Source organism: Pseudomonas sp. N40(2020) (assembly GCF_014472415.1).
In the GTDB taxonomy this organism is placed as follows: domain Bacteria; phylum Pseudomonadota; class Gammaproteobacteria; order Pseudomonadales; family Pseudomonadaceae; genus Aquipseudomonas.
In genome coordinates this window covers 101,334-122,965 of sequence record NZ_JACSZV010000008.1, presented here as the reverse complement: position 1 = coordinate 122,965, position 21,632 = coordinate 101,334, and the positions used below count along the sequence as shown (strand labels likewise).

General features: G+C 59.5%; 26 protein-coding genes. 9 read left to right on the top strand and 17 right to left on the bottom strand.

Features of this window, described 5'->3' with window-relative positions; all coding sequences use genetic code 11:
* Positions 1-4 precede the first annotated feature (4 nt).
* The 11 genes from IAI51_RS08485 to IAI51_RS08435 all read right to left on the bottom strand — a co-directional run bounded on the left by IAI51_RS08485 (position 5) and on the right by IAI51_RS08435 (position 9,699).
* On the bottom strand, positions 5-496 hold the full coding sequence (locus IAI51_RS08485; RefSeq protein WP_187678047.1) for a DUF2878 domain-containing protein: 492 nt from the start codon (positions 494-496) through the stop codon (positions 5-7).
* Complete coding sequence (locus IAI51_RS08480) at positions 489-1,760, bottom strand: SAM-dependent methyltransferase (protein WP_187678046.1); 1,272 nt, start codon at positions 1,758-1,760, stop codon at positions 489-491. The genes IAI51_RS08485 and IAI51_RS08480 overlap by 8 nt, the downstream gene beginning before the upstream one ends.
* Positions 1,747-2,562 (bottom strand): DUF1365 domain-containing protein, encoded by an 816-nt coding sequence (locus IAI51_RS08475; protein WP_187678045.1) that lies wholly within the window; start codon positions 2,560-2,562, stop codon positions 1,747-1,749. The genes IAI51_RS08480 and IAI51_RS08475 overlap by 14 nt, the downstream gene beginning before the upstream one ends.
* Positions 2,559-3,806 (bottom strand): NAD(P)/FAD-dependent oxidoreductase, encoded by a 1,248-nt coding sequence (locus IAI51_RS08470; protein ID WP_187678044.1) that lies wholly within the window; start codon positions 3,804-3,806, stop codon positions 2,559-2,561. The genes IAI51_RS08475 and IAI51_RS08470 overlap by 4 nt, the downstream gene beginning before the upstream one ends.
* Entirely contained in the window at positions 3,803-4,585 is a 783-nt protein-coding gene (locus tag IAI51_RS08465) for an SDR family NAD(P)-dependent oxidoreductase (protein ID WP_187678043.1), read from the bottom strand. The genes IAI51_RS08470 and IAI51_RS08465 overlap by 4 nt, the downstream gene beginning before the upstream one ends.
* Complete coding sequence (locus tag IAI51_RS08460; RefSeq protein WP_187678042.1) at positions 4,582-5,004, bottom strand: nuclear transport factor 2 family protein; 423 nt, start codon at positions 5,002-5,004, stop codon at positions 4,582-4,584. The genes IAI51_RS08465 and IAI51_RS08460 overlap by 4 nt, the downstream gene beginning before the upstream one ends.
* A complete protein-coding gene (gene phrB, locus IAI51_RS08455; protein WP_187678083.1) occupies positions 4,997-6,442 on the bottom strand; it encodes a deoxyribodipyrimidine photo-lyase in 1,446 nt (481 codons plus the stop codon). The genes IAI51_RS08460 and phrB overlap by 8 nt, the downstream gene beginning before the upstream one ends.
* A 20-nt stretch (positions 6,443-6,462) precedes the next feature.
* The gene (locus IAI51_RS08450) at positions 6,463-7,404 is read right to left on the bottom strand and encodes a MerR family transcriptional regulator (protein WP_187678041.1); all 942 of its coding nucleotides are present in this window, start codon (positions 7,402-7,404) and stop codon (positions 6,463-6,465) included.
* Entirely contained in the window at positions 7,404-8,366 is a 963-nt protein-coding gene (locus IAI51_RS08445) for a YbgA family protein (RefSeq protein ID WP_187678040.1), read from the bottom strand. The genes IAI51_RS08450 and IAI51_RS08445 overlap by 1 nt, the downstream gene beginning before the upstream one ends.
* A gap of 134 nt (positions 8,367-8,500) precedes the next feature.
* Entirely contained in the window at positions 8,501-8,716 is a 216-nt protein-coding gene (locus IAI51_RS08440; RefSeq protein ID WP_187678039.1) for a TIGR02450 family Trp-rich protein, read from the bottom strand.
* The gene (locus tag IAI51_RS08435) at positions 8,713-9,699 is read right to left on the bottom strand and encodes an NAD(P)/FAD-dependent oxidoreductase (RefSeq protein ID WP_187678038.1); all 987 of its coding nucleotides are present in this window, start codon (positions 9,697-9,699) and stop codon (positions 8,713-8,715) included. The genes IAI51_RS08440 and IAI51_RS08435 overlap by 4 nt, the downstream gene beginning before the upstream one ends.
* A gap of 197 nt (positions 9,700-9,896) precedes the next feature.
* On the opposite strand from IAI51_RS08435, the gene IAI51_RS08430 reads away from it, so the two are divergent.
* Positions 9,897-10,799 carry a TIGR01777 family oxidoreductase gene (locus tag IAI51_RS08430; protein ID WP_187678037.1) on the top strand — a complete coding sequence of 301 codons (903 nt, stop codon included), beginning with the start codon at positions 9,897-9,899 and terminating at the stop codon, positions 10,797-10,799.
* 13 nt (positions 10,800-10,812) lie between these two features.
* Positions 10,813-11,838: a ferrochelatase gene (gene hemH / locus IAI51_RS08425; protein ID WP_187678036.1), complete on the top strand. Its 1,026-nt coding sequence runs from the start codon at positions 10,813-10,815 to the stop codon at positions 11,836-11,838.
* A 108-nt stretch (positions 11,839-11,946) separates the two neighbouring features.
* Here hemH and IAI51_RS08420 read toward each other — a convergent pair whose 3' ends face one another.
* Together IAI51_RS08420 and upp are read right to left on the bottom strand one after the other, a co-directional pair.
* On the bottom strand, positions 11,947-13,221 hold the full coding sequence (locus IAI51_RS08420; RefSeq protein ID WP_095190599.1) for a uracil-xanthine permease family protein: 1,275 nt from the start codon (positions 13,219-13,221) through the stop codon (positions 11,947-11,949).
* A 2-nt stretch (positions 13,222-13,223) separates the two neighbouring features.
* A complete protein-coding gene (gene upp / locus IAI51_RS08415) occupies positions 13,224-13,862 on the bottom strand; it encodes a uracil phosphoribosyltransferase (protein ID WP_187678035.1) in 639 nt (212 codons plus the stop codon).
* 177 nt (positions 13,863-14,039) lie between these two features.
* Between upp and IAI51_RS08410 the strand changes: the two genes are divergently transcribed.
* From IAI51_RS08410 to IAI51_RS08400, 3 genes are all read left to right on the top strand, one after another.
* A complete protein-coding gene (locus tag IAI51_RS08410) occupies positions 14,040-14,597 on the top strand; it encodes a hypoxanthine-guanine phosphoribosyltransferase (protein WP_016987197.1) in 558 nt (185 codons plus the stop codon).
* A 132-nt stretch (positions 14,598-14,729) separates the two neighbouring features.
* Entirely contained in the window at positions 14,730-15,209 is a 480-nt protein-coding gene (locus tag IAI51_RS08405; RefSeq protein ID WP_187678034.1) for a hypothetical protein, read from the top strand.
* Positions 15,210-15,271: 62 nt separating this feature from the next.
* Entirely contained in the window at positions 15,272-15,559 is a 288-nt protein-coding gene (locus tag IAI51_RS08400; protein ID WP_187678033.1) for a PA4642 family protein, read from the top strand.
* A gap of 67 nt (positions 15,560-15,626) precedes the next feature.
* Here the strand turns inward: IAI51_RS08400 and mqo are convergent, their stop codons facing one another.
* Entirely contained in the window at positions 15,627-17,135 is a 1,509-nt protein-coding gene (gene mqo, locus IAI51_RS08395) for a malate dehydrogenase (quinone) (RefSeq protein WP_187678032.1), read from the bottom strand.
* 706 nt (positions 17,136-17,841) lie between these two features.
* Complete coding sequence (locus IAI51_RS08390; RefSeq protein WP_187678031.1) at positions 17,842-18,075, bottom strand: hypothetical protein; 234 nt, start codon at positions 18,073-18,075, stop codon at positions 17,842-17,844.
* A 205-nt stretch (positions 18,076-18,280) separates the two neighbouring features.
* Here IAI51_RS08390 and IAI51_RS08385 point away from each other — a divergent pair, with 205 nt between their 5' ends.
* Positions 18,281-18,865, top strand: a complete 585-nt coding sequence (locus IAI51_RS08385; protein WP_007912832.1) for a YajG family lipoprotein — start codon at positions 18,281-18,283, stop codon at positions 18,863-18,865.
* 263 nt (positions 18,866-19,128) lie between these two features.
* Here IAI51_RS08385 and IAI51_RS08380 read toward each other — a convergent pair whose 3' ends face one another.
* A complete protein-coding gene (locus IAI51_RS08380) occupies positions 19,129-19,335 on the bottom strand; it encodes a hypothetical protein (RefSeq protein WP_047296561.1) in 207 nt (68 codons plus the stop codon).
* Between the two features lie 191 nt (positions 19,336-19,526).
* On the opposite strand from IAI51_RS08380, the gene IAI51_RS08375 reads away from it, so the two are divergent.
* Positions 19,527-19,805 carry a hypothetical protein gene (locus tag IAI51_RS08375; RefSeq protein WP_095190593.1) on the top strand — a complete coding sequence of 93 codons (279 nt, stop codon included), beginning with the start codon at positions 19,527-19,529 and terminating at the stop codon, positions 19,803-19,805.
* Between the two features lie 61 nt (positions 19,806-19,866).
* Here the strand turns inward: IAI51_RS08375 and IAI51_RS08370 are convergent, their stop codons facing one another.
* Positions 19,867-21,030 carry a 1-acyl-sn-glycerol-3-phosphate acyltransferase gene (locus IAI51_RS08370; RefSeq protein WP_187678030.1) on the bottom strand — a complete coding sequence of 388 codons (1,164 nt, stop codon included), beginning with the start codon at positions 21,028-21,030 and terminating at the stop codon, positions 19,867-19,869.
* A 142-nt stretch (positions 21,031-21,172) separates the two neighbouring features.
* On the opposite strand from IAI51_RS08370, the gene IAI51_RS08365 reads away from it, so the two are divergent.
* Together IAI51_RS08365 and IAI51_RS08360 are read left to right on the top strand one after the other, a co-directional pair.
* Positions 21,173-21,355, top strand: a complete 183-nt coding sequence (locus IAI51_RS08365; protein WP_095191731.1) for a CPXCG motif-containing cysteine-rich protein — start codon at positions 21,173-21,175, stop codon at positions 21,353-21,355.
* A 9-nt stretch (positions 21,356-21,364) separates the two neighbouring features.
* Positions 21,365-21,625, top strand: coding sequence for a putative signal transducing protein (locus IAI51_RS08360; RefSeq protein ID WP_187678029.1), 261 nt, complete (start codon positions 21,365-21,367; stop codon positions 21,623-21,625).
* The last annotated feature ends 7 nt before the right edge of the window (positions 21,626-21,632 follow it).

Genomic DNA, 21,632 nt, shown 5'->3' with positions numbered 1-21,632 from the left:
ACGCTCAGTGACTCAAGCGTCGGGCCATGATGTGCAGCAGCGGAAACAGCAGCGCCCAGAGCAGGCCGATGCCGATCAGTGTCGGTAACTCGCCGTAGGGGAATTGCACCCCGGCCAGGCGCCCGCCACCGTAGTAAGACATTGCACCGCCGACCGCGCCGAGCGCGCTGGCCAGCCACCATGGCCTGGCAGTCCACTCAAGGCAATGACGCAAGGTCGTGGCGAGCAAGGCCCACAGCAACATCAGCCACAGCGGAATCAACGGTGACTGATCCTGAAACTCGAACACCCCGAGGGCACGCAAGACGCTGTCCACCGCCGTGCCGACGATCACCACACTGAGCATCAAACGGCCTTCAGCCGCCCAACTGCTGATCCAGCGCAGATGAATCACCAGCACCGCCAACGCCAGCAGCAACCACAGGCTGTTGCCGCCGAGCACACAGACCAGCCAGCCGAGCTGGAACAGCACGGCATTGGCGATCCGCTCAAGCATCGAAGCGGCCGAGCAGCGGCGCGGGCATGGCGGCCGGTTTGGCCAGCAACAACTGCGCGGTGCCGATGGTGCGTTCGAGGAATCCGCCCTCGCAATAGCACAGGTAAAACTCCCACAGTCTGAGGAAGTAATCGTCGTAGCCCAACTCGCTCAAGCGACTGTGGGCGCGGCGAAAGTTCTCGTGCCACAGGCGCAGGGTTTTGGCGTAGTGCAGGCCGAAGTCCTCCATGTGCAGCAGGTTCATGTCGGTTTCGCGACTGACCACCTCGAGCATCTTCTGCACAGACGGCAAGGCGCCGCCAGGGAAGATGTAGCGCTGGATAAAGTCGACCCCGCGTTTGGCCTGCTCGTAGCGCTGTTCGCGAATGGTGATTGCTTGAATCAGCATCAGGCCGTTGCTCTTGAGCAGGTGCGCGCATTGTTTGAAATAGGTGGGCAGGAAGCGATGGCCGACCGCTTCGATCATCTCGATCGATACCAGTTTGTCGTACTCGCCGGTGAGGTCGCGGTAGTCCTTGAGCAACAAGGTGACTTGATCCTGCAAGCCCAGCTTTTCGATGCGCTGAGCGGTAAAGGCGTACTGCTCTTTCGACAACGTGGTGGTGGTTACCCGGCAGCCATAGTTCTGCGCCGCGTAGAGCGCCATGCTGCCCCAGCCTGTGCCGATTTCCAGCAGGTGGTCCTCGGGCTTGAGCGCGAGCTTCTGGCAGATGCGCTCCAGTTTGTTCAGTTGCGCCTGTTCCAGACTGTCTTCGGGAGTGAGGAACTGCGCCGCCGAATACATCATGGTCGGGTCGAGAAACTGTTCGAACAGATCGTTGCCCAGATCGTAGTGGGCGGCGATGTTCTTCTGCGAGCCTTTGCGCGTATTGCGATTGAGCCAGTGCAAGCCCTGCACCAACGGTCGCCCGAGGCGAGCCAAACCGCCCTCCATTGCATCGAGTACTTCAAGGTTGCTGACGAACACCCGCACCACCGCAGTCAGGTCGGGCGAACTCCAGTAACCGTGGATAAACGCTTCGCCAGCGCCAATCGAACCGTTGCTGGCGACCATTCCCCAGACAGCCTTATCCTGGACATGAATTTCCCCAAGCAATGTGCTGCCAGGGGTGCCGAACAGCAGACGTTCGCCATCCTCGATGACCACCAGTTGCCCGTGTTTGAGCTGACCCAGCAGGCGCAAAACGCCACGGCGCAGGAGCGAGCCGGTCACGCCATTGGTGCTGAACAGATTGGCTTTGGCCGAGACGCTAGAGGATTTCATGGCGGCGCTCCTTGGGAAGCACGGTGGCGGTTTGAAAGCTGCCGTCAGCAGCCTTGTGAGTGAAGATCGGTGCACGCTTGAGCAACAGGCGCAGTGCCTGCCAGTAAATCGCCAGAGCTGTTTTTGCCGTCATCCATGGAAAACGCCGCAAATAGCGATGCAAGTTTGGCCGGTCGAGTGTTTCGCGTTTCAGGCTGAGGGTGGCGTCGAACAATTTGTGTTCGCCCTGCCAGTCCGCCATGTGCACGCCGAGGCTTTGCGCGGCGGGGCTGAAACTCATACGGTATTCCAGATCGCGCGGCAGAAAAGGCGAAACGTGAAAGGCTTTGGCCACGGCGAAATGTTGATGAAAGTCGTGCAGGTTCACCCGGGGGCTGGCGGGCAGTACGTAGTGATAACGCTCGCGCCACGGGGTGTTGGTGACTTCGCAAAGAATGGCCGCAAGTTGCCCGTCAGGTTCATGGCAATAAAAAAAACTCACCGGGTTGAACGAAAGGCCCCAACTGCGAGGCTGGGTCAGCAGGCAGATCGAACCCTGTGGCTCATACCCGATAGCCTCAGCGACCCGCTGGCGCACAGCATCGATAAGGCGAACGCCCCGACCGGTGAAGGTTTTCAGGTAGTCCGTCTCGCGGAAGGAGAACGGCGCAAATCGACTGCGTCCCGCCAGTGGCGATAAACCCAGCACCGCGTCCTGCTCGGCCAGATCCAGATACAGCAGACCAATCCGGTAACGAAACTCATGCCGGCGCGGCGCAAAACGTCGGTGGCCGATCCAGCCGCTGTAGAGGGCGCTGTTCATAAGGTTTCACCGAACGCGGCGGCCACGCGCAAGCCGCTGACCACACCGTCCTCATGGAAACCGTTGGCCCAGTAGGCACCGCAGTAATGGGTGTTCTGCACGCCGTCCAGTTCGGCCCAGCGGTTCTGCGCGGCTACCGCTGTGAGGCTGAACTGCGGGTGGGCATAGGTGTATTTGGCGAGCACCTTGAACGGACTGATGCCGGCACTCTGGTTGAGGCTGACGCAGAACGTGGTGTCGCTCTCAATCCCTTGCAGGATGTTCATGTCGTAAGTGACGGCCGCGTGGGTATGGCCGGCACCGCTCAAGCGATAATTCCAGCTGGCCCAAGCGAGTTTGCGTGTCGGCAGTAGACGCGTATCGGTGTGCAGCACGACTTCGTTGTCGGCGTAGGGCATGGCGCCGAGAATCGCCCGTTCGGCGTCGCTCGGGGTCGCCAGCAGTTGCAAGGCCTGATCGCTGTGGCAGGCGAACACCACTTTGTCGAAATGCTCGATGCCCGCCGGGCTGTGGATAACCACGCCGTGTTCGTCGCGATCGACTCGGCTCACCGGGCAGTTCAGGCGGATCCTGTCCTTGAACGATTCGGTCAGCGGCGCGATGTAGGCGCTGGAACCCCCGTCGATCACCCGCCATTGCGGGCGGTCACTGACTGACAGCAGGCCATGATTCTTGAAGAACCGCACAAAGAACTGCAGCGGAAAATTGAGCATCTCGGCCATCGGCATCGACCAGATTGCCGCGCCCATCGGCACGATGTAGTGCAGGATGAAGCGCTCGCCATAACCGCCGGCCTTGAGGTAATCATCCAGTGTCATGTCGGCCGCGATGCGCTGTTCGGCAAGGTCGCGCTGGGCTTCTTTGTTAAAGCGCAGGATGTCGCGCAGCATGCCCCAGAACCCCGGCGACAACAGATTGCGCCGCTGGGCGAACAGGCTGTTGAGGTTGTTGCCGTTGTATTCCAGACCGCTATCCGGATCGGTCACCGAAAAGCTCATTTCAGTAGGGCTGGACGTCACCCCGAGCTGATCGAGCAAACGGATGAAGTTGGGGTAGGTCCAGTCGTTGAACACGATGAAACCGGTGTCGACCGCGTACTGACGTTCGTCGACCGTCACCTGCACCGTGTGCGTGTGACCGCCGACCCAGTCGCCGGCCTCGAACACGGTGACGTCATGGCGACGATTGAGCAGATAGGCGCAGGTCAGCCCCGCGATCCCGCTGCCGACGATAGCGACCTTCATACTGGATCACGCAGCGGCGGTGATTTGCGCACCATGCGTTTGCCGATTGCCAGTTGCAGGCGGGCAGGCAATTTCGACAAGGGCCACAGCGCCGCCATGAACAGCGCCGGGAAAGCGATCTCCAGTGGTCGATCCTTGAGTTTGGCGAAGATGTGCCGCGCGGCTTTATCCACAGGCCAACTGAGCGGCATCGGAAAATCGTTCTTCGCGGTCAGCGGAGTTTCGACGAAACCCGGACTGACCACGGTGACTTCAATGCCCTCATCCGCCAGATCAATGCGCAACGATTCGAACAGATAACGCAGCCCTGCTTTGGACGCGCCGTAGGCTTCGGCCCTTGGCAGCGGCATGTAAGTCACGGAACTCGCCACCCCGACCAGATGCGGCGCGGTGCCTTTGCGCAGCAAGGGCAGGGCGGCTTCGATGCAGTAAGCGCTGGCGAGCAGATTGGTGCGCACCACGTGCTCGACAATGGAGGCGTCGAACTGCCGGGCGTCGACATATTCACAGGTGCCGGCATTGAGGATCACCGTGTCCAGTGAGCCCCAGGCCTCGTTAATCTGTTCGCCGATTTCCCGGACCGTCTGGCTGTTGGTCAGGTCTCCGGGCACCACCAGCACTTGTCCCGGATAGCGTTGTGACAAGACCTTGAGTGGGGCGACCTGGCGTGAGCTGACCGCCAGATGCGCACCGCTTTTCAGAATGTCCTCAGCCAGTGCCGCGCCGATGCCACTGCTGGCACCGGTCAGCCAATAACGCCGTGGAGGTGTACGACTCATCCCATTCTCCTTTTCAGCCAGGCGATCACCCGGCCCAATACTGGCAAGTGTTCATAGAGCAACGCCCCGGCATCGAAATAATCCCGATGGCGATAAACCTTGTCGCGCCAAAGCAGGTGCGAGCAACCGCTTACCCGGATCACCCGGCCCCCGGCCAGGCGTGGATGGCGATAGCTCATGACCCAGCGCAGGTAGCCTTCACCGTCGCTGATCTGGTCGAAACCGTGGAAGTCGAAACGCAGCTCGCTGACGTTGGCGTACAGCTCACTGAAGTAATCACGCAATTGCGCCAACCCCTGTACTTCGTGCAGCGGGTCGGTGAACTGGACGTCATCGCTGTACAGCTCGCCCAAACGGTGCAGGTTGTCTGAGTTCAATTCGGCAAACTGGCGGGCGAAGCGGCGCAGGAATTCACTCATGATCGCCTCCGGCCGGTTGGCGCGAGGGCAGATTTTTGAACGCGGTCAGCGCCCGCTCCCGCGAGGCACTCAGATTGACGATTGGCGTTGGGTAATCCGCCACACCGAACAATCCGCCGGCACTGGCCGGGTTATGCACAGCTTTTTTGTCGAGGCCGGCCAGTTCCGGCAGCCAGTGCTTGATGAACAAGCCTTCGCTGTCGAATTTTTCCGACTGGCTCAGTGGATTGAAAATGCGGAAATACGGCGCCGAATCGGTGCCCGTCGACGAGCTCCATTGCCAGCCGCCGTTGTTTGCGGCCAGATCCCCATCAATCAAATGCCGCATGAAAAAGCGCTCGCCTTCGCGCCAGTCGATCAGCAGGTTCTTGGTCAGGAACATTGCGACCACCATGCGCAGGCGATTGTGCATCCAGCCGGTTTCGAGCAATTGGCGCATGGCGGCATCGATGATCGGCAGGCCGGTACGCGCCTCTTGCCATGCGGCGAGGTCATCCGGCGCATTGCGCCAGGCCAGTGCTTCGGTTTCCGGACGGAACGCGCGGTGGCGCGAGACCCGTGGATAACCCACCAGAATGTGTTTGTAGAACTCGCGCCACAGCAACTCGTTGATCCAGGTAACGGCGCCGACTTTGCCGCTTTCGAACTCGCCCTGATTGCTTTGCAGGGCGGCGTGCAGACATTGGCGCGGCGAGATCACACCGGCGGCCAGGTACGCGGACAGCTGACTGGTGCCGGGCTTGGCCGGGAAGTCGCGCTCGCTTTTGTAGTAATCGATTTGGGCGTCGGCGAAGGTATCGAGACGGCGACGGGCCTCTTGTTCGCCGGCAGGCCACAGGTCACGCAGTGACTCGCTTGGTGTGGCGAAGCCTTTGACGGACGCAGGAATCGGATCACTGTCGATGTTCAATGGCGACTGTTTGCCGGGGACTTTTACCAGCGCCGGCATCGCGCGATGCAGGCGCTCGTAACAGACCTTGCGAAACTGGCTGAATACCTGAAAGTAGGTTCCGGTCTTGGTCAGCACGGTGCCGGGCTTGAACAGCAATTGATCGAGGTAACTGCGAAAATCGATACCTTCGGCCTGCAATGCCTCGGCCACGGCTGCATCACGGCGGCTTTCGTGGATGCCATATTCCTCGTTGACGTGCACCGCTTCGATGTCCAATTGCCGACAGAGTTTGAGCAGCTCCGCCGGCGCCTGATCCCAGTGCGCCGCCGTGCGAATCAACAACGGAATGTTCAGGGCACCGAGACTTTTACTCAGCTCATTCAGATTGCGCAGCCAGAAGTCGACTTTGCACGGCGCGTCGTCATGTTCTTGCCACTGCTGTGGGCTCAACAGATACACCGCGACCGTCGGACCGCGCGCTGCGGCCGCCGCGAGGGCAGTGTTGTCGTGTTGGCGCAAGTCGCTGCGCAGCCAGATCAATTGCATGTCGGTATTCGCCGCGCTCATTAAATCAGCCCATGCTGAACGAGGGCCTGGTGCGCCGAAAGCGCATCTTCAGCCAGGTACAAATCAGCAGTTTCTGAGGTTTTTACGGACAACTCGGCGTGGTGGATGCATACCGTTGGTCCGACAATCATTTTCGTGCAACTCACGCCAGCCAACAGTTTCGGCAACTGCGCAAGCTGCATGGCTTTGCTGGAATACAGCAGTACGCCACGGGCTTGCAGATGTTCGACCGTCAGTGCCAGCTCCCCGGCCGGTAACGGCCAGTCAAACACTTGCACAGGGCAATTGGCGCTGCTGATCAGCCAAGCGCATAGCCACAGATGAGGTTCCAGTGGCAGGTCGGAATGGTTGATCAGCAACAGGGGCGCAGCGTGCAGTTGATGATTGTTATGGTAGATGCGTGCGCCGAATTTGCTGCGTAGCCACGAATAAAAGAACACGCGTTCCATCTGCGCGCCGAACTGGCCCTGCCAGCGCTGTTCCAGTTCTTCCAGCAGCGGCATCAGCAATTGCTCGCACAATGTGCGCGGCGGGTAGAGCGCCATCGCTTGATTGACGCTGTCGTCGACGGTGCGTTCATCGAGTTGCGTAACGGCTGCGAGCAGGGTCTGGCGCAACCGTTGCCAGTCGTTTTCCACCGGTTCGCTGAATGCCTGCGGCGTGTCGAGCAGCGGCTTGACCTGGCTGACCGCGACGCCGCGGTTGAGCCAGGTGAGGATGGTCAGGATGCGTTGTACGTGCTCGGCCGAATACAGCCGATGGCCCTTCGGTGTGCGTTGCGGGATGACGAGTCCATAACGACGCTCCCACGCACGCAGCGTGATCGCATTGACGCCGGTCTGGCGCGCCACTTCGCGGATCGGCAGCCAACCTTCGTCGAGGGCTTTCTTGAAGTCGGCGCCGAGGTCTTCCTGGGCGCTTGAATCGGGTTTTTCATTCATTAGATAGCGTTTCGCAGGCTGAGATTTTCCGGATGCGGTTGCAGGTAAACCTGTTGCGCAATGTACGGATCCGGATGTTGGCGAAAGTGATGTTTGAGCAGTGTCAGCGGTACCACCAGCGGTACGATGCCGTGGCGGTACTGGCCGATCACGTGCTGCATTTCCTGTTTGTCTGCGGCGCTGATCGCCTGCTTCAGATAACCACTGATGTGCTGCAAGACGTTGCTATGGGTGCGCCGGGTCGCGCACTTTTTCAACGCAGCCATCAGCTCGCTGAAATAGCGTGGCCCCAGTTCCGCAGGGTCGCTGTGGCCCATGTTGCCGAGCATGTTGCCCAGCGTTTTGTATTGCACCGGGTTATGGGCCATCAGCAGGTATTTGTAGCGCGAGTGAAATTCGGTGAGGGCGCGACGGCTCAAACCCTGGGCCAGTACTTGCTGCCAGGCGCTGTAGGCGAGGACGCGGGTGATGAAGTTTTCCCGTAGCACCGGGTCGTTCAAGCGTCCGGCTTCTTCCACCGGCAAGTCCGGGTGCTGCGCGCAGAAGGCCTGGGCGTAAATACCGCGACCGCCGCCGTTCACCGGAGCGCCATTGGCGTGATAGACCTTGACCCGTTCCAGCCCGCAGGACGGCGATTGCTGCATGAAGATATAGCCGCAGAGATCACCGAGTTCGGCGGCCATTTTCTCGCCGTACTCAGCCAGTGGCGCGGTAACGTTGATCGTCGGGTTGACGGTGCCGATGGCTTCGGGGCTTTCAGGATTGCCTACCAGACGAATCGGCTCGCGGGGAATGCCCAGGCCGATGGCGACTTCCGGGCATACCGGGACGAACTCGAAGTGTTCAGCGAGAGTGCGGCTGCACAGTCGCGATTCCTTGTGTCCACCGTTGTAGCGCACCTCGGCGCCCAGCAGGCAGGCGCTGATGGCTATCTTGGGTTTGAGCTGGGAAGCTTCGGACATAAGCACCTCGAATCTATACCTGTACAGAGAGTTATCTCTGTACAACATTTCTTTCAGCATAGATTCATGGGTGTACAAGTCAAATCATTTGTATAAGTTTTTGCAGGGGAGGTGATTCCGTGTGGGAGCAGGTTTCACTTCCAGCCTTGCATCCACTCGGAATTATTTTTCAGGATTTGCCACTCGAATCGCTCACTGCGCTGCGTGAGCACTGCTTGCAACTCAACCTCGAGCACCGTGCCTTCCTCATCGCGGATCAGCTCGGTGACCAGAAAATGTTTTTCACGGTTTTGCGGGTGGGCTGCTGTCCATTTCGACAGCAGCAGTTTTTGCGGATTGATGCGATTCATTGCAGGTGTTCGTGCAGACGTCGCGCGGCTTCCTGGCCACTGAGCCAGGCGCCTTCGACGCGCCCGGACAGGCACCAGTCGCCGCAGGCGTACAAACCCAGATCGGCATCGGCCAGGGTGCCCCATTCGTGGCCTGTTGCCGGGCGGGCATAGAGCCAGCGGTGAGCGAGGCTGAAGGTCGGGGCGGGCATGGCGCTGTGCAGCAACTCGGCAAAGGCGCCGTGCAGTTGCTCGATCACGGCTTCCTTGGGCAGATCGATGTGCTGCCGGCTCCAAGCGCTGGTGGCATGCAGCACCCAAGTGTCGAGGGTGTTGTCGCGTCCGGGTTTGCTGCGGTTGCGCGCCAGCCAGTCGAGGGCGCTGTCTTGCACGAAGCAGCCTTCGATGGGCGTATCCAGCGGTGTGTCGAAGGCGAGGGCAACGGCCCAGGTCGGTTCCATTTTCACCCCGGCAGCGGCACCGGCAAGTTTCGGCGCAGCGGCGAGCAATGCCGTGGCCTGAGGCGCTGGCGTGGCAATCACCACATGGCTGAAAGGGCCGTGGGTGAAGCCTTCGGCGTCTTGCAGATGCCAGTGTTCTTCGCCACGAAGGACCTCGGTGATCCGGCAGGCGAAGTGGACTTCCATGCCGTCGAGCAAGCCGCGGGTGATCGCGCTCATGCGCGGCGCGCCGACCCAGCGGGTCTGCTCGTCCGGCGACAGATTCAGTTGTCCACCCTGGAAGGTATAGAGCTGCGGTGTCCACTCGGCGACCCAGCCCTGACTTTGCCAGCGCTGAACCTCGGTGACGAAACGGCGGTCGCGCGCAGTGAAATATTGCGCGCCCATGTCCAGCGAACCGGCGTCGCTGCGTTTGCTCGACATGCGTCCACCGCTGCCGCGACTTTTATCGAACAATTGAACGGTGTGCCCGGTCTCTGTCAGAGCCTGGGCTGCCGAGAGTCCGGCGATGCCGGTGCCGATGATTGCGATAGGTACAGTCATAGGGGCCTCGTTTACCTTTCTGTACAGACTACGCCGTTGATGAAACCTGTACAATTTTGTTTTTTGGTATAACTTCTAGCGTTCTCGTTCTGACAGCTTGGCCTATGGTTAAACAATAGAGCCTGCCCGTTCGAAAAGATCCCTGCTTTTAAAAATAGACTAGGGATCCGGGTAAAACGCCACGCGAGGAAGATGTCATGCACATATTGCTGACCGGCGGTACTGGTTTGATAGGACGGCAGCTCTGCCAGCATTGGGCGGAGCAGGGCCATCGCCTGACGGTGTGGAGTCGACGCCCCGAAAAAGTCGCGAAAATCTGTGGTGCGCAGGTGCGTGGCATTGCGCGCCTGGAAGACCTCGGCGATGAACCCGTAGACGCCATCGTCAATCTTGCGGGCGCGCCGATCGCCGACCGCCTGTGGACGCATCGCCGCAAGGCGTTGCTGTGGAGCAGCCGGATCAAGCTCACGGAAACCCTTTTGGCGTGGCTCGAAACCCGAGCGCAGCAGCCGTCGTTGTTGATCTCGGGATCGGCCATCGGCTGGTACGGCGACGGTGGTGAACGCGAGTTGACCGAAGACTCGCCGCCAGTGATCGACGATTTCGCCAGCCAGTTGTGCATCGCCTGGGAGGAAACCGCCCTGCGCGCAGAGTCGCTGGGCATCCGCGTGGTGCTGGTGCGAACCGGTCTGGTGCTGTCGGCCGAGGGCGGCTTTTTGTCGCGCTTGCTGCTGCCGTTCAAGCTCGGGCTGGGCGGGCCTTTGGGCAATGGTCGGCAGTGGATGCCGTGGGTTCATATCGACGATCAAATCGCCCTGATTGATTTTCTTCTGCACCGCGATCAGGCGAGCGGTCCTTATAATGCGTGCGCGCCGAAACCTGTGCGCAATCGTGAATTTGCCAAGACGCTGGGCAGCGTGTTGCACCGCCCGGCGTTCATGCCGATGCCCGCCCTTGCACTGAAGGTGGGGCTCGGCGAGATGTCTTTGTTGTTGCTGGGCGGCCAACGGGCCACGCCGGCACGCTTGCTGGAAGCGGGTTTCACTTTCCAGTTCACGGATTTACGCGCGGCTCTGGACGATCTCTCCAGCCGCCTCTGAAATAGGACGTTGCATGACCGATCACGCCTTGCTTCTGGTCAACCTGGGCTCCCCGGCCTCCACCTCGGTGGCCGATGTGCGCAGTTACCTCAATCAATTTCTGATGGACCCGTACGTGATCGACCTGCCGTGGCCGGTGCGGCGTTTGCTGGTTTCGCTGATTCTGATCAAGCGGCCCGAGCAGTCGGCGCACGCCTATGCCTCTATCTGGTGGGACGAAGGTTCGCCGCTGGTGGTACTCAGCCGCCGTCTGCAAGAGCAGATGAAAGCGCAGTGGAAACACGGCCCGGTCGATCTGGCGATGCGCTACGGCGAGCCTTCAATTGAAACGTGCCTGACAAGGCTGGTAGCAGCGGGACACAAGCGCATCACGCTGGCGCCGCTTTATCCACAGTTCGCCGACAGCACCACCACCACGGTGATCGAAGAGGCGAAGCGCGTGATCCGCGCGAAGAAGCTCAATGTGCAGATTTCGGTGCTGCAGCCGTTCTACGATCAGCCGGAATACCTCGACGCCTTGGTGGCCAGTGCCAAGCCGCATTTGCAGCAGGATTACGATCACTTGCTGCTGAGCTTCCATGGCCTGCCGGAACGGCACCTGACCAAGCTCGACCCGACCGGCAATCACTGCTTCAAAAATGAAGACTGCTGCAAGAATGCGTCGCCTGCGGTATTGGCAACCTGTTATCGCGCGCAATGTTTGCGCACGGCGGCCCTGTTCGCTGAGCGTATGGGGTTACCGGAGGGCAAATGGTCTGTCTCTTTTCAGTCGCGATTGGGCCGGGCGAAGTGGATCGAGCCCTATACCGAAGCGCGGCTGGATGAGCTGGCGAAAAGCGGTGTGAAGAAGATTCTGGTGATGTGCCCGGCGTTTGTTGCCGACTGCATCGAGACACTGGAAGAGATCGGTGATCGCGGCAAGGAGCAGTTCCGCGAGGCGGGGGGAGAGGAGTTGTTGCTGGTGCCGTGCCTGAATGATGACCCGCAATGGGCGAAGGCGTTGGCGACCTTGTGCGAGCGAGCGCCTTTGGCGCTGTAGTGATCGTTCCCACGCTCTGCGTGGGAATGCCTCTAGGGACGCTCTGCGTCCAGTGACGCGGAGCGTCACGGGCTGCATTCCCACGCAGAGCGTGGGAACGATCAGAGGTTAGATCAACGGCTCATCCGCCTTCTTGTTCTTCCAGCCGTCATTGCCCGGCAGAATCAGGTTCAGCGCGATCGCCACCACCGCGCACAGCGCGATGCCTTTGAGACCGAAGTCATCCGGGCCGGTGCCGGTGCCGACCAGCACACCACCAATCCCGAACACCAGCGTCACCGAAACGATCACCAGATTGCGTGCTTCACCCAGATCGATCTTGTGACGGATCAGGGTGTTCATCCCCACTGCCGCGATCGAACCGAACAGCAGGCACAGAATCCCGCCCATCACCGGCACCGGAATGCTTTGCAGCAGCGCACCGAACTTGCCGACGAACGCCAGGCTGATGGCAAAGATCGCCGCCCAGGTCATGATTTTCGGGTTGTAGTTCTTGGTCAACATCACGGCGCCAGTCACTTCGGCGTAAGTGGTGTTTGGCGGGCCGCCGAACAGGCCGGCAGCGGTGGTGGCAATGCCGTCACCGAGCAGGGTGCGATGCAGGCCCGGCTTCTTCAGATAGTCGCGACCGGTAACGCTACCCACCGCAATCACACCGCCGATGTGTTCAATGGCCGGAGCCAATGCCACCGGCACGATGAACAGAATCGCCTGCCAGTTGAATTCCGGTGCGGTGAAGTGCGGGATCGCAAACCATGGAGCTGCGGCAATCTTCGCGGTATCGACCACGCCGAAATAGAACGCCATGCCAAAGCCGACCAGCACGCCGGAAATGATCGGCACCAGACGGAAGATGCCTTTACCGAACACCGCCACGATCAACGTGGTCAGCAGCGCCGGCATCGAGATCATCATCGCGGTCTGGTAGTGGATCAGTTCGGAACCGTCACCCGCCTTGCCCATTGCCATGTTCGCGGCAATCGGTGCCATGGCCAGGCCGATGGAAATGATCACCGGACCAATCACCACCGGCGGCAGCAGGCGGTCGATGAAGCCTGTGCCTTTGATCTTCACCGCAAGGCCCAGGAAGGTGTAGACGAAACCAGCCGCCATCACGCCGCCCATGGTCGCGGCGAGGCCAAACTGGCCCTTGGCGAGAATGATCGGGGTGATGAAAGCGAAGCTCGACGCGAGGAACACCGGGACCTGACGGCCGGTGACGATCTGGAACAGAATCGTCCCAAGACCTGCGGTAAACAGTGCCACGTTCGGGTCCAGGCCGGTGATCAGCGGCATCAGCACCAGAGCGCCGAAAGCCACGAACAGCATCTGCGCGCCGGACAGCACCGTGCGCCAGAGCGGATCGTTGAACTCTTGCTGCATGGTCACGCGTCCTTCTGCTTGGTGCCGAAGATCTTGTCGCCGGCATCGCCCAGCCCTGGGATGATGTAACCGTGTTCGTTCAAGCGTTCATCAATGGAAGCGGTGTAGATGGTCACGTCCGGGTGAGCCTTTTCTACTGCGGCAATGCCTTCCGGCGCGGCAACCAGCACCATGGCGCGGATATCTCTGCAGCCAGCCTTTTTCAGCAGGTCGATGGTCGCAACCATGGAGCTGCCGGTAGCGAGCATCGGGTCGATGATCATGGCCAGGCGTTCGTTGATTTCCGGAACCAGTTTTTCCAGATAAGTGTGGGCTTGCAAGGTTTCTTCGTTGCGGGCAACACCCACAGCGCTGACCTTGGCACCCGGGATCAGGCTCAGCACGCCTTCGAGCATGCCGATGCCGGCGCGCAGGATCGGCACGACGGTGATCTTCTTGCCGGCGATTTTCTCGACCGACACGGTGCCGCACCAACCTTCAATATCGTAGGATTCGAGCGGCAAATCTTTTGTAGCTTCATAGGTCAACAGTGCGCCGACTTCCTGAGCGAGCTCGCGGAAATTCTTGGTGCTGATGTCAGCGCGGCGCATCAGGCCGAGTTTATGACGGATCAGCGGATGGCGGATCTCGAGGATGGGCATGGGAAAGGCTCCGGCGGCGGGCAAAAAAACCGGCCTAGATTAATCTATCCGAGGGTGATGTCCTATAGGACATTGAGTACGTTAGTCCATAAAGGCTTGATTCAGCCGTGCGAGATGCGTACCTTTGCCCGCTTTTCGCAGCCATACCCCCCACCCACAACCCCCCCGGAGAGCGCCATGTCCGCTGATCTCGAGCATATCCGTCAAATCATGCGAGAGGCTGACTGCCTGTACACCGAGTCTGAAGTCGAGGCGGCCATCGCCCGCGTCGGTGCACAAATCAACGAGCAACTGGCTGACAGCAACCCGGTGGTGTTCTGCGTGATGAACGGCGGCCTGATCTTCTCCGGCAAACTGCTGACCCATCTGCAATTCCCGCTGGAAGCGTCCTACCTGCACGCCACCCGTTATCGCAACGAAACCAGCGGCGGCGATCTGTTCTGGAAAGCCAAGCCGGAAGTCTCGTTCATCGACCGCGACGTACTGATCATCGACGACATCCTCGACGAAGGTCACACCCTGGGCGCGATCATCGACTTCTGCAAACACGCTGGCGCGCGCAAAGTGCACACCGCCGTGCTGATCGACAAGGATCACGACCGCAAGGCACGTCCTGACCTGAAAGCCGATTTCGTCGGTCTGCCGTGCATCGACCGTTATATCTTCGGTTACGGCATGGACTACAAAGGCTACTGGCGCAACGCCAACGGGATCTTTGCCGTTAAAGGCATGTAAGCAAGATCAAAAGATCGCAGCCTTCGGCAGCTCCTACATGGGATTGATGTAAACCTGTAGGAGCTGCGGAACGCTGCGATCTTTTGCTTTTAATCCCATGCTAGAGTGCTCGGCCCGTCCCCGGAGCCAGCCATGAGCCTCTTGATCCGCAGCTTTGCCGCCCTGTTGCTGACCCTCAGCCTGCCTCTGTCCGCCGCGCCGATGCACAGTCAATTCCTGCCGCCGGATGACCTGACCCTTCGCGATGCCGAGCCGGAACAGCAGCAACTGCTGCAAGTCACCGATTATTCGGTGGTCGTCGGTGCGCAACGCCAATCCAATCAGCAGCCGATTCCGGTCACTTCGTCGCTGATGATCCGTCTCAAGGGCAAGTCCCTGAACAAGGGCGCGACGATAACTCAGGTGCTGGTCAGTTTCGATGGTGAAAGCAAAAGCCTGAAAAAGCCGCTTTACGACGAAAAAAGCAAAACCCTGAACCTGTTTTACCCGCTCGCCCAATACCGCGTGGTGATCGATCTGCTGCGTAACGACACCGTCTATGTGCAGTTCCTCAGTTACGCCAACGGCCATATCTGGGCCGATTTGCACACCGGCAGCGTGCGCGCGCGTTGAGCCCGGCGGCGGGGCAGGGGTAAACTGCCCGCCCGTGAAATGTCTGCGAGCTGGAGTCGGCAATGCGTAAAGATAAGAAACAAGTGATTGGTGACGAGATCGGCGATGAGCAGATCAAGCTGTTCCTCGATTTTGAACCGGTCGACGCCACCTCGCCGTCGCTGCACAAACTGATCAAGGCTTATCGTGGCTTGCGCATTGATGATTTCGAGCGGTTTCTGACGTTCTTCGTTGCCGCTGGCTACGACGTCGATGGCAAGGATGAGCAGGGCCAGACTTTCGTTGAGGTGATCAAGGATCAGCGAAACGCCCCGGACTACATCGAGCTGATCGAAAAAAGCCGCGGCTAAGGTTTTCTCAAGGCATAAAAAAACGCCCCGCACTCACTGAGTACGGGGCGTTTTTTATGCCGCTAGATCAAGCGTAGCTTGGGGTCTCGCTGCTTTCTTCAACCAGTTCCAGTGCGATGTTGTTCTGCGTGTTGATCTTGCGATACAGCGCAGCATCGGTTTCCAGTACTTTTTCACGGGCCGGGAAGATTTCGGCCAGTTTGCCAGCCCATTCAGCCTTGGCCTTGCCCGGGAAGCACTTCTCGATCAGTTCCAGCATGATCGAAACGGTTACCGAGGCACCTGGGGATGCGCCGAGCAGAGCAGCGAGGGAACCGTCCTTCGCAGCCACCAGTTCGGTACCGAATTGCAGGATGCCGCCCTTTTTCGGGTCTTTCTTGATGATCTGCACCCGTTGGCCGGCCACTTCCAGGCGCCAGTCTTCAGCTTTCGCTTCAGGGTAGAAACGGCGCAGGGACTCAAGACGTTGCTCCATCGACTGCATCACTTCGCTGACCAGGTACTTGGTCAGGTCCATGTTGTTTTTCGCCACCGCCAGCATCGGCCCGATGTTGCCGGCGCGAACCGACATCGGCAGATCCATGAAGGAGCCGTGCTTGAGGAACTTGGTGGTGAAACCGGCGTATGGCCCGAACAGCAGGGATTTCTTGCCATCGACCACGCGGGTGTCCAGGTGCGGCACCGACATCGGCGGCGAACCCACGGCGGCCTGGCTGTAGACTTTGGCCTGGTGGTGTTTGACCACGTCCGGGTTGTCGCAACGCAGCCACTGGCCGCTGATCGGGAAGCCGCCGAAGCCTTTGCTTTCTTCGATTCCAGAGGCTTGCAGCAACGGCAGTGCCGCGCCACCGGCGCCGAGGAAGACGAATTTGGCGTCGACTTCACGGCTGCTGCCGCTGTTGACGTCCTTGATGCTGACGGTCCAGCCGTTGCCGTTACGCTTGAGGCCAGTCACGCGCTTGCAGTATTTGACCTGGGCGTCGGGTGCGCTGGTCAGGTGCTTGAGCAACTGATTGGTCAGGGCGCCGAAGTTGACGTCGGTGCCGTTCATCACGCGGGTGGCAGCGAGCACTTCGTCCGGCGAGCGGCCCGGCATCATCAGCGGCATCCACTCGGCCATCTTGGCTTTGTCTTCGGTGTATTCCATGTCGGAGAAAGCGTGGTGCTTGCTCAACACGTCAAAGCGTTCCTTAAGGAACGAAACGCCTTTGTCACCCTGGACAAAACTCAGGTGCGGCACCGGGCTGATGAAGGACTTGCACGAGCCGAAGGTGCCTTTCTTGGTCAGGTACGACCAGAACTGCTTGGACACTTCGAACTGGGTGTTGATGTGCACGGCTTTCTTGATGTCGACGCTGCCATCGGCAGCCTGCGGCGTGTAGTTCAGCTCGCACAGGCCAGCGTGACCGGTACCGGCGTTGTTCCACGGGTTGGAACTCTCCGCAGCACCGGAATCCATCAGCTCGACAACTTCCAGCTTGATCGCCGGATCGAGCTCTTTGAGCAGCACGGCAAGGGTGGCACTCATGATGCCGGCCCCAACCAGTACTACGTCGACTGCTTCGTTATGCGCCATTTAACGCGTCTCCAAAATCTGCAGCACCAAATTGTCGGCATGGCTGCCAGGCGTTCAGGGGCAGGTCAGTGATGCCCCAGGTAACGAGGGTCAGTTCGCCATGTCCGAATCTTCGCAATTTTTCGCAACTTCGATGGATGCATGCGGCCAGGCTTCAAGAGTTCCATGAACTCATTTCAGCGCGCGGCTGGCAATTCGACTTATGGTCGAGACATCCATTTTGTGCAACCAAATCCGTAGCGGACAGGCTTCAGGCTCCGATATTCGAGGTGTACCCGGTCCTGTGTCGTTGGGCTGTTTCAGACGCTAATGGTGCATGTTCAGACGCAAAACTATTCATTTGCTCGCCACACTCTTGTGAAGTTGTGAAAACCCGTTTTTTTCACGCTCTTTTGAAGACGTGAACCTCAAAAAAGGGCTGTCGAAGCCTGGCACCGTGCCCGTGAAGGCAAAACAGCTCAGTGACCGAGCGTCATGACAGCTCTGCAGATTCGCGAAAAGCGGGGTTTTGCCGGAAGAACAGGCAAGCGCGCCAACTTCACTCGATCTGTGTGGGCGGCTCTCTGTGGGCGATTTTTGATGTCGATGCAAGCGCATTGACGCTGTTGCGGGGCCCGATCAGGAGACGTCCTTATAATCGGGGGGAGATTGTATCGAAGAAATGCGCGGAGTTGGTTGTGTTTAATGACTTTTATTAGCCGTCCGGTCAGATGGTCAACTGCACTTGAGCCCGTGCGCGCATTTGTCGCGGTACGACCCGGGCGCTGGCGGGCAGCGGCTGGTTCAACCACTGCAGGCGGATTTCTTCGATTTCCACCCAGCCATCGCCCATTGGTTGCAGGCTGCACTGCTTGAACGCCTGACAATGGCCGTTACGATCGAGCAGGGCGAAGCTGCGGTGCAGTGGGCGTGGGGCGAACAACGAGATCAGATAACGCATGGCCGAGTACCTTGTTGGAGGACTGGTTTGAAGATTGCCAGCGACCCGTGACGTCAAGGTGTATGGGTGGTGAAGAATGTGTGACAGGAACCGCTTTCGACAGGGTTTGTCAGACATTTCAGTATTCACCTCGCGATGCTGGTGACCCGCAGTGGCCCACCGCTATACTGCCGGCCTGTTTGTGCCTGATTCTGGAGAGAAGAGCATGTTGCAACGCCTGTTGTTCGGTTTGATCACTGTGGCCGGTTTGACTCTGGCCGGCTGCGCCCACAGCCCGCAACAACTGAGTCCGGAACCGAAGCTGACCACGCAATTGCCAGCCGTCGGCCGTGGCCAGCCTGTGGTAGTGCGTGTGGTTGACGGTCGTCCGTCGCCAACCCTGGGCACCCGTGGTGGTCTTTACCCGGAAACCAGCGCCATCACCGTGCAACGCGAGCAGATCCTGCCGAAGTTGCAGGCTCAGGCTGAAGCCGCCGTGCGTCTGCTCGGGTTCACCCCGACCAACAACGCGCCGAATGCTCCCCAGTTGACCGTGACCCTGGCGGAACTGAAATATCAGTCGCCTAAAGAAGGCATGTACGTGACCGAAGCGACCATCGGCGCAACCTTCCGCTCCGACGTACAGAACGCCAACCGCCGCTACAGCGGCCGTTACGGCGCATCGCTGGACCAGCGTTTCGGCATGGCGCCGAATCAGGAAACCAACACCAAACTGGTGAGTGACGTGTTGAGCGATGCGTTGACGCGTCTGTTCAAGGATCCGACTGTTGGGCAGGTGCTTGCTGAATAAGGCATTCGCCAGATGTGAAAAAGCCCGGGGCCAGTGATGGTTCCGGGCTTTTTCATGTGTGCAGGTTCTGGATTCGGGTTGTCTGGAAGATCCATCCCCCTCACCCCAGCACTCTCCCCCAGGGGGGCGAGGGGGAAGGGAGCCGATTGGGGGCTTTTCAAGGCTTGAGTACGGCTCGATATTTCAGGTCGACGTAACTTAAATATTCATCTCGGTCAGTCCCCTCTCCCTCCGGGAGAGGGTTAGGGTGAGGGGCTCTTGACTCACGCAGCTTGCGAATAGAAATCGAGCACGCTGACCCCAGTCAGCAAATCCGTCTCGGGCAAATCCGCATGTTGATGCCCGCCCAGTGCGCAATACACCAGCCAATGGCGATCCTGAACATTGAAGGCAAGGCTGCCGACGAGGCTCTGCTGTTCGTCGGATGGGGTGATGAGGTAGAGACGGTCCTGGTTTTCAGCGTGAAGCATGTCGCATTCCATGTGTGTTTCGAGGCGCGCATGGTGGCCGATGTAAATGACGAAGCCGTGACACAGGACAGCCATCGGTCGATTGATGGGTTATTTGTCGTAAAAGGGAGGCGTCGGGGGCCGGTTTCGGTAGAATCCCGCCGCAGTCGTCGGTCTGGCGCCTGCCACACCGATTAAGTTTGAGGTCTGTGATGTCGCTGCATTTGATGACGCTGTTTACCGCCCATCCCGCCAAATTGATCAATCTGTTGGCCCTGCTGCTGGCCTTCCCGGGCAGTTGGCTGCTGCACGCGACTCGCCGCCGTGAACAACGCGCAATGGCCAGTATTGCGGCCCAGCGCCAGGCGCAGCCGAACGCCGAGCCGATCCTCGATTGGGCAACGTTGCGCATGAACCGGTTTTTCTATCGCTTCGGCTTTGCCTGCCTGGGGCTGGCGCTGCTCATTTCGTGGGTCAGCACCCGCTTCTGATGATTGGCGGCATAAAAAAACGGCGCTCGAGGGCGCCGTTTTTGTACCTTGCCGAAAGCGCTTACAGCGCCAACCCAGCCTTGACCCGGTACTGATTGCGCACCGGCGTCGCATATTGCAGCACCAGATACGGACGATGCTCTTCAGGGCAGGCGTCCAACCGTTGCTGCCACTCTTCCTGCGCCTTGGCCAGTTCATCCGCCGGGAACACCTCGGCAGCCTTCGGCACGTTCAACTGCGGATCAGCATCCGCCCACTGCGCATACGCCAGGTAATGCACCGGGAACAGGCGATAACCGCCGAGAATCTGCTTGTCCATCTCGACCGCCAATTGCTTGGTGTCTTCGAACAGATCGGTGATTGGCGCGGCAAAGTTCACGTGCACCCGGCCTTTGTAGCCGGTGATGCCCTTGGCGATACTCACGTCATCTTCGCCCGGCGCCTTGGCGTAGGTGCCGGTGGTGGCGCGGATATACAGCTCGCGGGCCTTGGCCTGGTCGCACGGGTCGTATTCGTAGCTGATCGACACCGGGGTGACGTTCAGCGACTGAATGACTTCACCGAATGGCTCGTCCTTGCGGCTCATGTGGAACATCTTGAGGATCGCCGACTCGGTACGGTCGTCGCCGTCCTTGGCCCGACCTTCGGCCTGAGCGATCCAGATCGAGGCGCAGTCGTTGCGGATCGAGTGGTTGATGTAGGCCGACAGCAATTGGTACGCAGCCATTTTCTCGCGGCGTCCGGTGATCGAGCGGTGAACGATGAAGCTTTTGTTCAGGCGCATCAGATCGCTGACAAACGGCTTTTGCAGCAGGTTGTCGCCAATCGCGATGCGCGGCGTCGGCAGGCCGGCGTGATACACGGCGTAGTTGACGAAGGCCGGGTCCATCACGATGTCGCGGTGATTGGCGATGAACAGATACGCGCTGCCGGACTTGAATTGCTCGACACCGGTATAGGTCACGCCATCGGTGGCGCGCTCGATGGTGTGGTCGACGTAGAACTCGACTTTGTCCTGCAAGGTCGCCACTGACGTCACATCGGCGAACTCACGACGCAGCCGATGGGCTATAAGTGGTTTGAGCATCCAGCCGAAGGCACCGGCAAAACGCGGGAAGCGGAAGTGGGTGAGGATATCTAGAAACGCCTTGTCGCCGAGCAGTCTTGCCAGTACCGCAGGTACTTCGCTGTCGTCGTAAGGTCGGATGGCATCGAATTCGCCCATCATGCTCTCTTGTTGGAAACGGCTAGGGTAAGTAAAGGTTTTGATCGAAAACCAACGGGGCACGGTCTGAAAAAGTAGCCAGACAAAAATAGCCCTGCAAATAGACCGGCGATTATACGCACAAGTCACTTGGGAGACCGCGATGCTGGAAAGCGCACTGTATGAATGTCCGTATTGTGGTGAAGAGGTCGAGACGACAGTGGACCTGTCCGGCGGTGATCAGACCTACATCGAGGACTGTCAGGTGTGTTGTCGACCGATCACGTTTGTATTACAGGTTCACGAGGATGAGTGGCACCTGGAAGTCTTCAGCGAAAACGAATGAGGGGCGCCCATGCAGCGAATCTACGAGCCGGAAAACCTGATGGAAGGCGAGATGCTCAAGGGCATGCTTGCCAGCGAAGGCATCGAGGCGCACCTGATGGGGCGGGATCTGCTCGGCGGCACGGGCGAGTTGCCGATCTTTGGCCTGTTGGGGCTGTCGGTCGACAATGATAAGGCCGAATACGCGCTTGAACTGATCACCGCGTACAATGCCGCGCTGCCGCTACCCGGCGATGAACCGGAGAGCTTCCCCGGTACGCTGGTCTGTTAGGCTGACG

Bases quoted from the DNA above. Each gene is read 5' to 3' on its own strand.
- IAI51_RS08485 (WP_187678047.1), bottom strand. From the start codon at position 496: ATGCTTGAGCGGATCGCCAATGCCGTGCTGTTCCAGCTCGGCTGGCTG.
- IAI51_RS08480 (WP_187678046.1), bottom strand. From the start codon at position 1,760: ATGAAATCCTCTAGCGTCTCGGCCAAAGCCAATCTGTTCAGCACCAAT.
- IAI51_RS08475 (WP_187678045.1), bottom strand. From the start codon at position 2,562: ATGAACAGCGCCCTCTACAGCGGCTGGATCGGCCACCGACGTTTTGCG.
- IAI51_RS08470 (WP_187678044.1), bottom strand. From the start codon at position 3,806: ATGAAGGTCGCTATCGTCGGCAGCGGGATCGCGGGGCTGACCTGCGCC.
- IAI51_RS08465 (WP_187678043.1), bottom strand. From the start codon at position 4,585: ATGAGTCGTACACCTCCACGGCGTTATTGGCTGACCGGTGCCAGCAGT.
- IAI51_RS08460 (WP_187678042.1), bottom strand. From the start codon at position 5,004: ATGAGTGAATTCCTGCGCCGCTTCGCCCGCCAGTTTGCCGAATTGAAC.
- phrB (WP_187678083.1), bottom strand. From the start codon at position 6,442: ATGCAATTGATCTGGCTGCGCAGCGACTTGCGCCAACACGACAACACT.
- IAI51_RS08450 (WP_187678041.1), bottom strand. From the start codon at position 7,404: ATGAATGAAAAACCCGATTCAAGCGCCCAGGAAGACCTCGGCGCCGAC.
- IAI51_RS08445 (WP_187678040.1), bottom strand. From the start codon at position 8,366: ATGTCCGAAGCTTCCCAGCTCAAACCCAAGATAGCCATCAGCGCCTGC.
- IAI51_RS08440 (WP_187678039.1), bottom strand. From the start codon at position 8,716: ATGAATCGCATCAATCCGCAAAAACTGCTGCTGTCGAAATGGACAGCA.
- IAI51_RS08435 (WP_187678038.1), bottom strand. From the start codon at position 9,699: ATGACTGTACCTATCGCAATCATCGGCACCGGCATCGCCGGACTCTCG.
- IAI51_RS08430 (WP_187678037.1), top strand. From the start codon at position 9,897: ATGCACATATTGCTGACCGGCGGTACTGGTTTGATAGGACGGCAGCTC.
- hemH (WP_187678036.1), top strand. From the start codon at position 10,813: ATGACCGATCACGCCTTGCTTCTGGTCAACCTGGGCTCCCCGGCCTCC.
- IAI51_RS08420 (WP_095190599.1), bottom strand. From the start codon at position 13,221: ATGCAGCAAGAGTTCAACGATCCGCTCTGGCGCACGGTGCTGTCCGGC.
- upp (WP_187678035.1), bottom strand. From the start codon at position 13,862: ATGCCCATCCTCGAGATCCGCCATCCGCTGATCCGTCATAAACTCGGC.
- IAI51_RS08410 (WP_016987197.1), top strand. From the start codon at position 14,040: ATGTCCGCTGATCTCGAGCATATCCGTCAAATCATGCGAGAGGCTGAC.
- IAI51_RS08405 (WP_187678034.1), top strand. From the start codon at position 14,730: ATGAGCCTCTTGATCCGCAGCTTTGCCGCCCTGTTGCTGACCCTCAGC.
- IAI51_RS08400 (WP_187678033.1), top strand. From the start codon at position 15,272: ATGCGTAAAGATAAGAAACAAGTGATTGGTGACGAGATCGGCGATGAG.
- mqo (WP_187678032.1), bottom strand. From the start codon at position 17,135: ATGGCGCATAACGAAGCAGTCGACGTAGTACTGGTTGGGGCCGGCATC.
- IAI51_RS08390 (WP_187678031.1), bottom strand. From the start codon at position 18,075: ATGCGTTATCTGATCTCGTTGTTCGCCCCACGCCCACTGCACCGCAGC.
- IAI51_RS08385 (WP_007912832.1), top strand. From the start codon at position 18,281: ATGTTGCAACGCCTGTTGTTCGGTTTGATCACTGTGGCCGGTTTGACT.
- IAI51_RS08380 (WP_047296561.1), bottom strand. From the start codon at position 19,335: ATGCTTCACGCTGAAAACCAGGACCGTCTCTACCTCATCACCCCATCC.
- IAI51_RS08375 (WP_095190593.1), top strand. From the start codon at position 19,527: ATGTCGCTGCATTTGATGACGCTGTTTACCGCCCATCCCGCCAAATTG.
- IAI51_RS08370 (WP_187678030.1), bottom strand. From the start codon at position 21,030: ATGGGCGAATTCGATGCCATCCGACCTTACGACGACAGCGAAGTACCT.
- IAI51_RS08365 (WP_095191731.1), top strand. From the start codon at position 21,173: ATGCTGGAAAGCGCACTGTATGAATGTCCGTATTGTGGTGAAGAGGTC.
- IAI51_RS08360 (WP_187678029.1), top strand. From the start codon at position 21,365: ATGCAGCGAATCTACGAGCCGGAAAACCTGATGGAAGGCGAGATGCTC.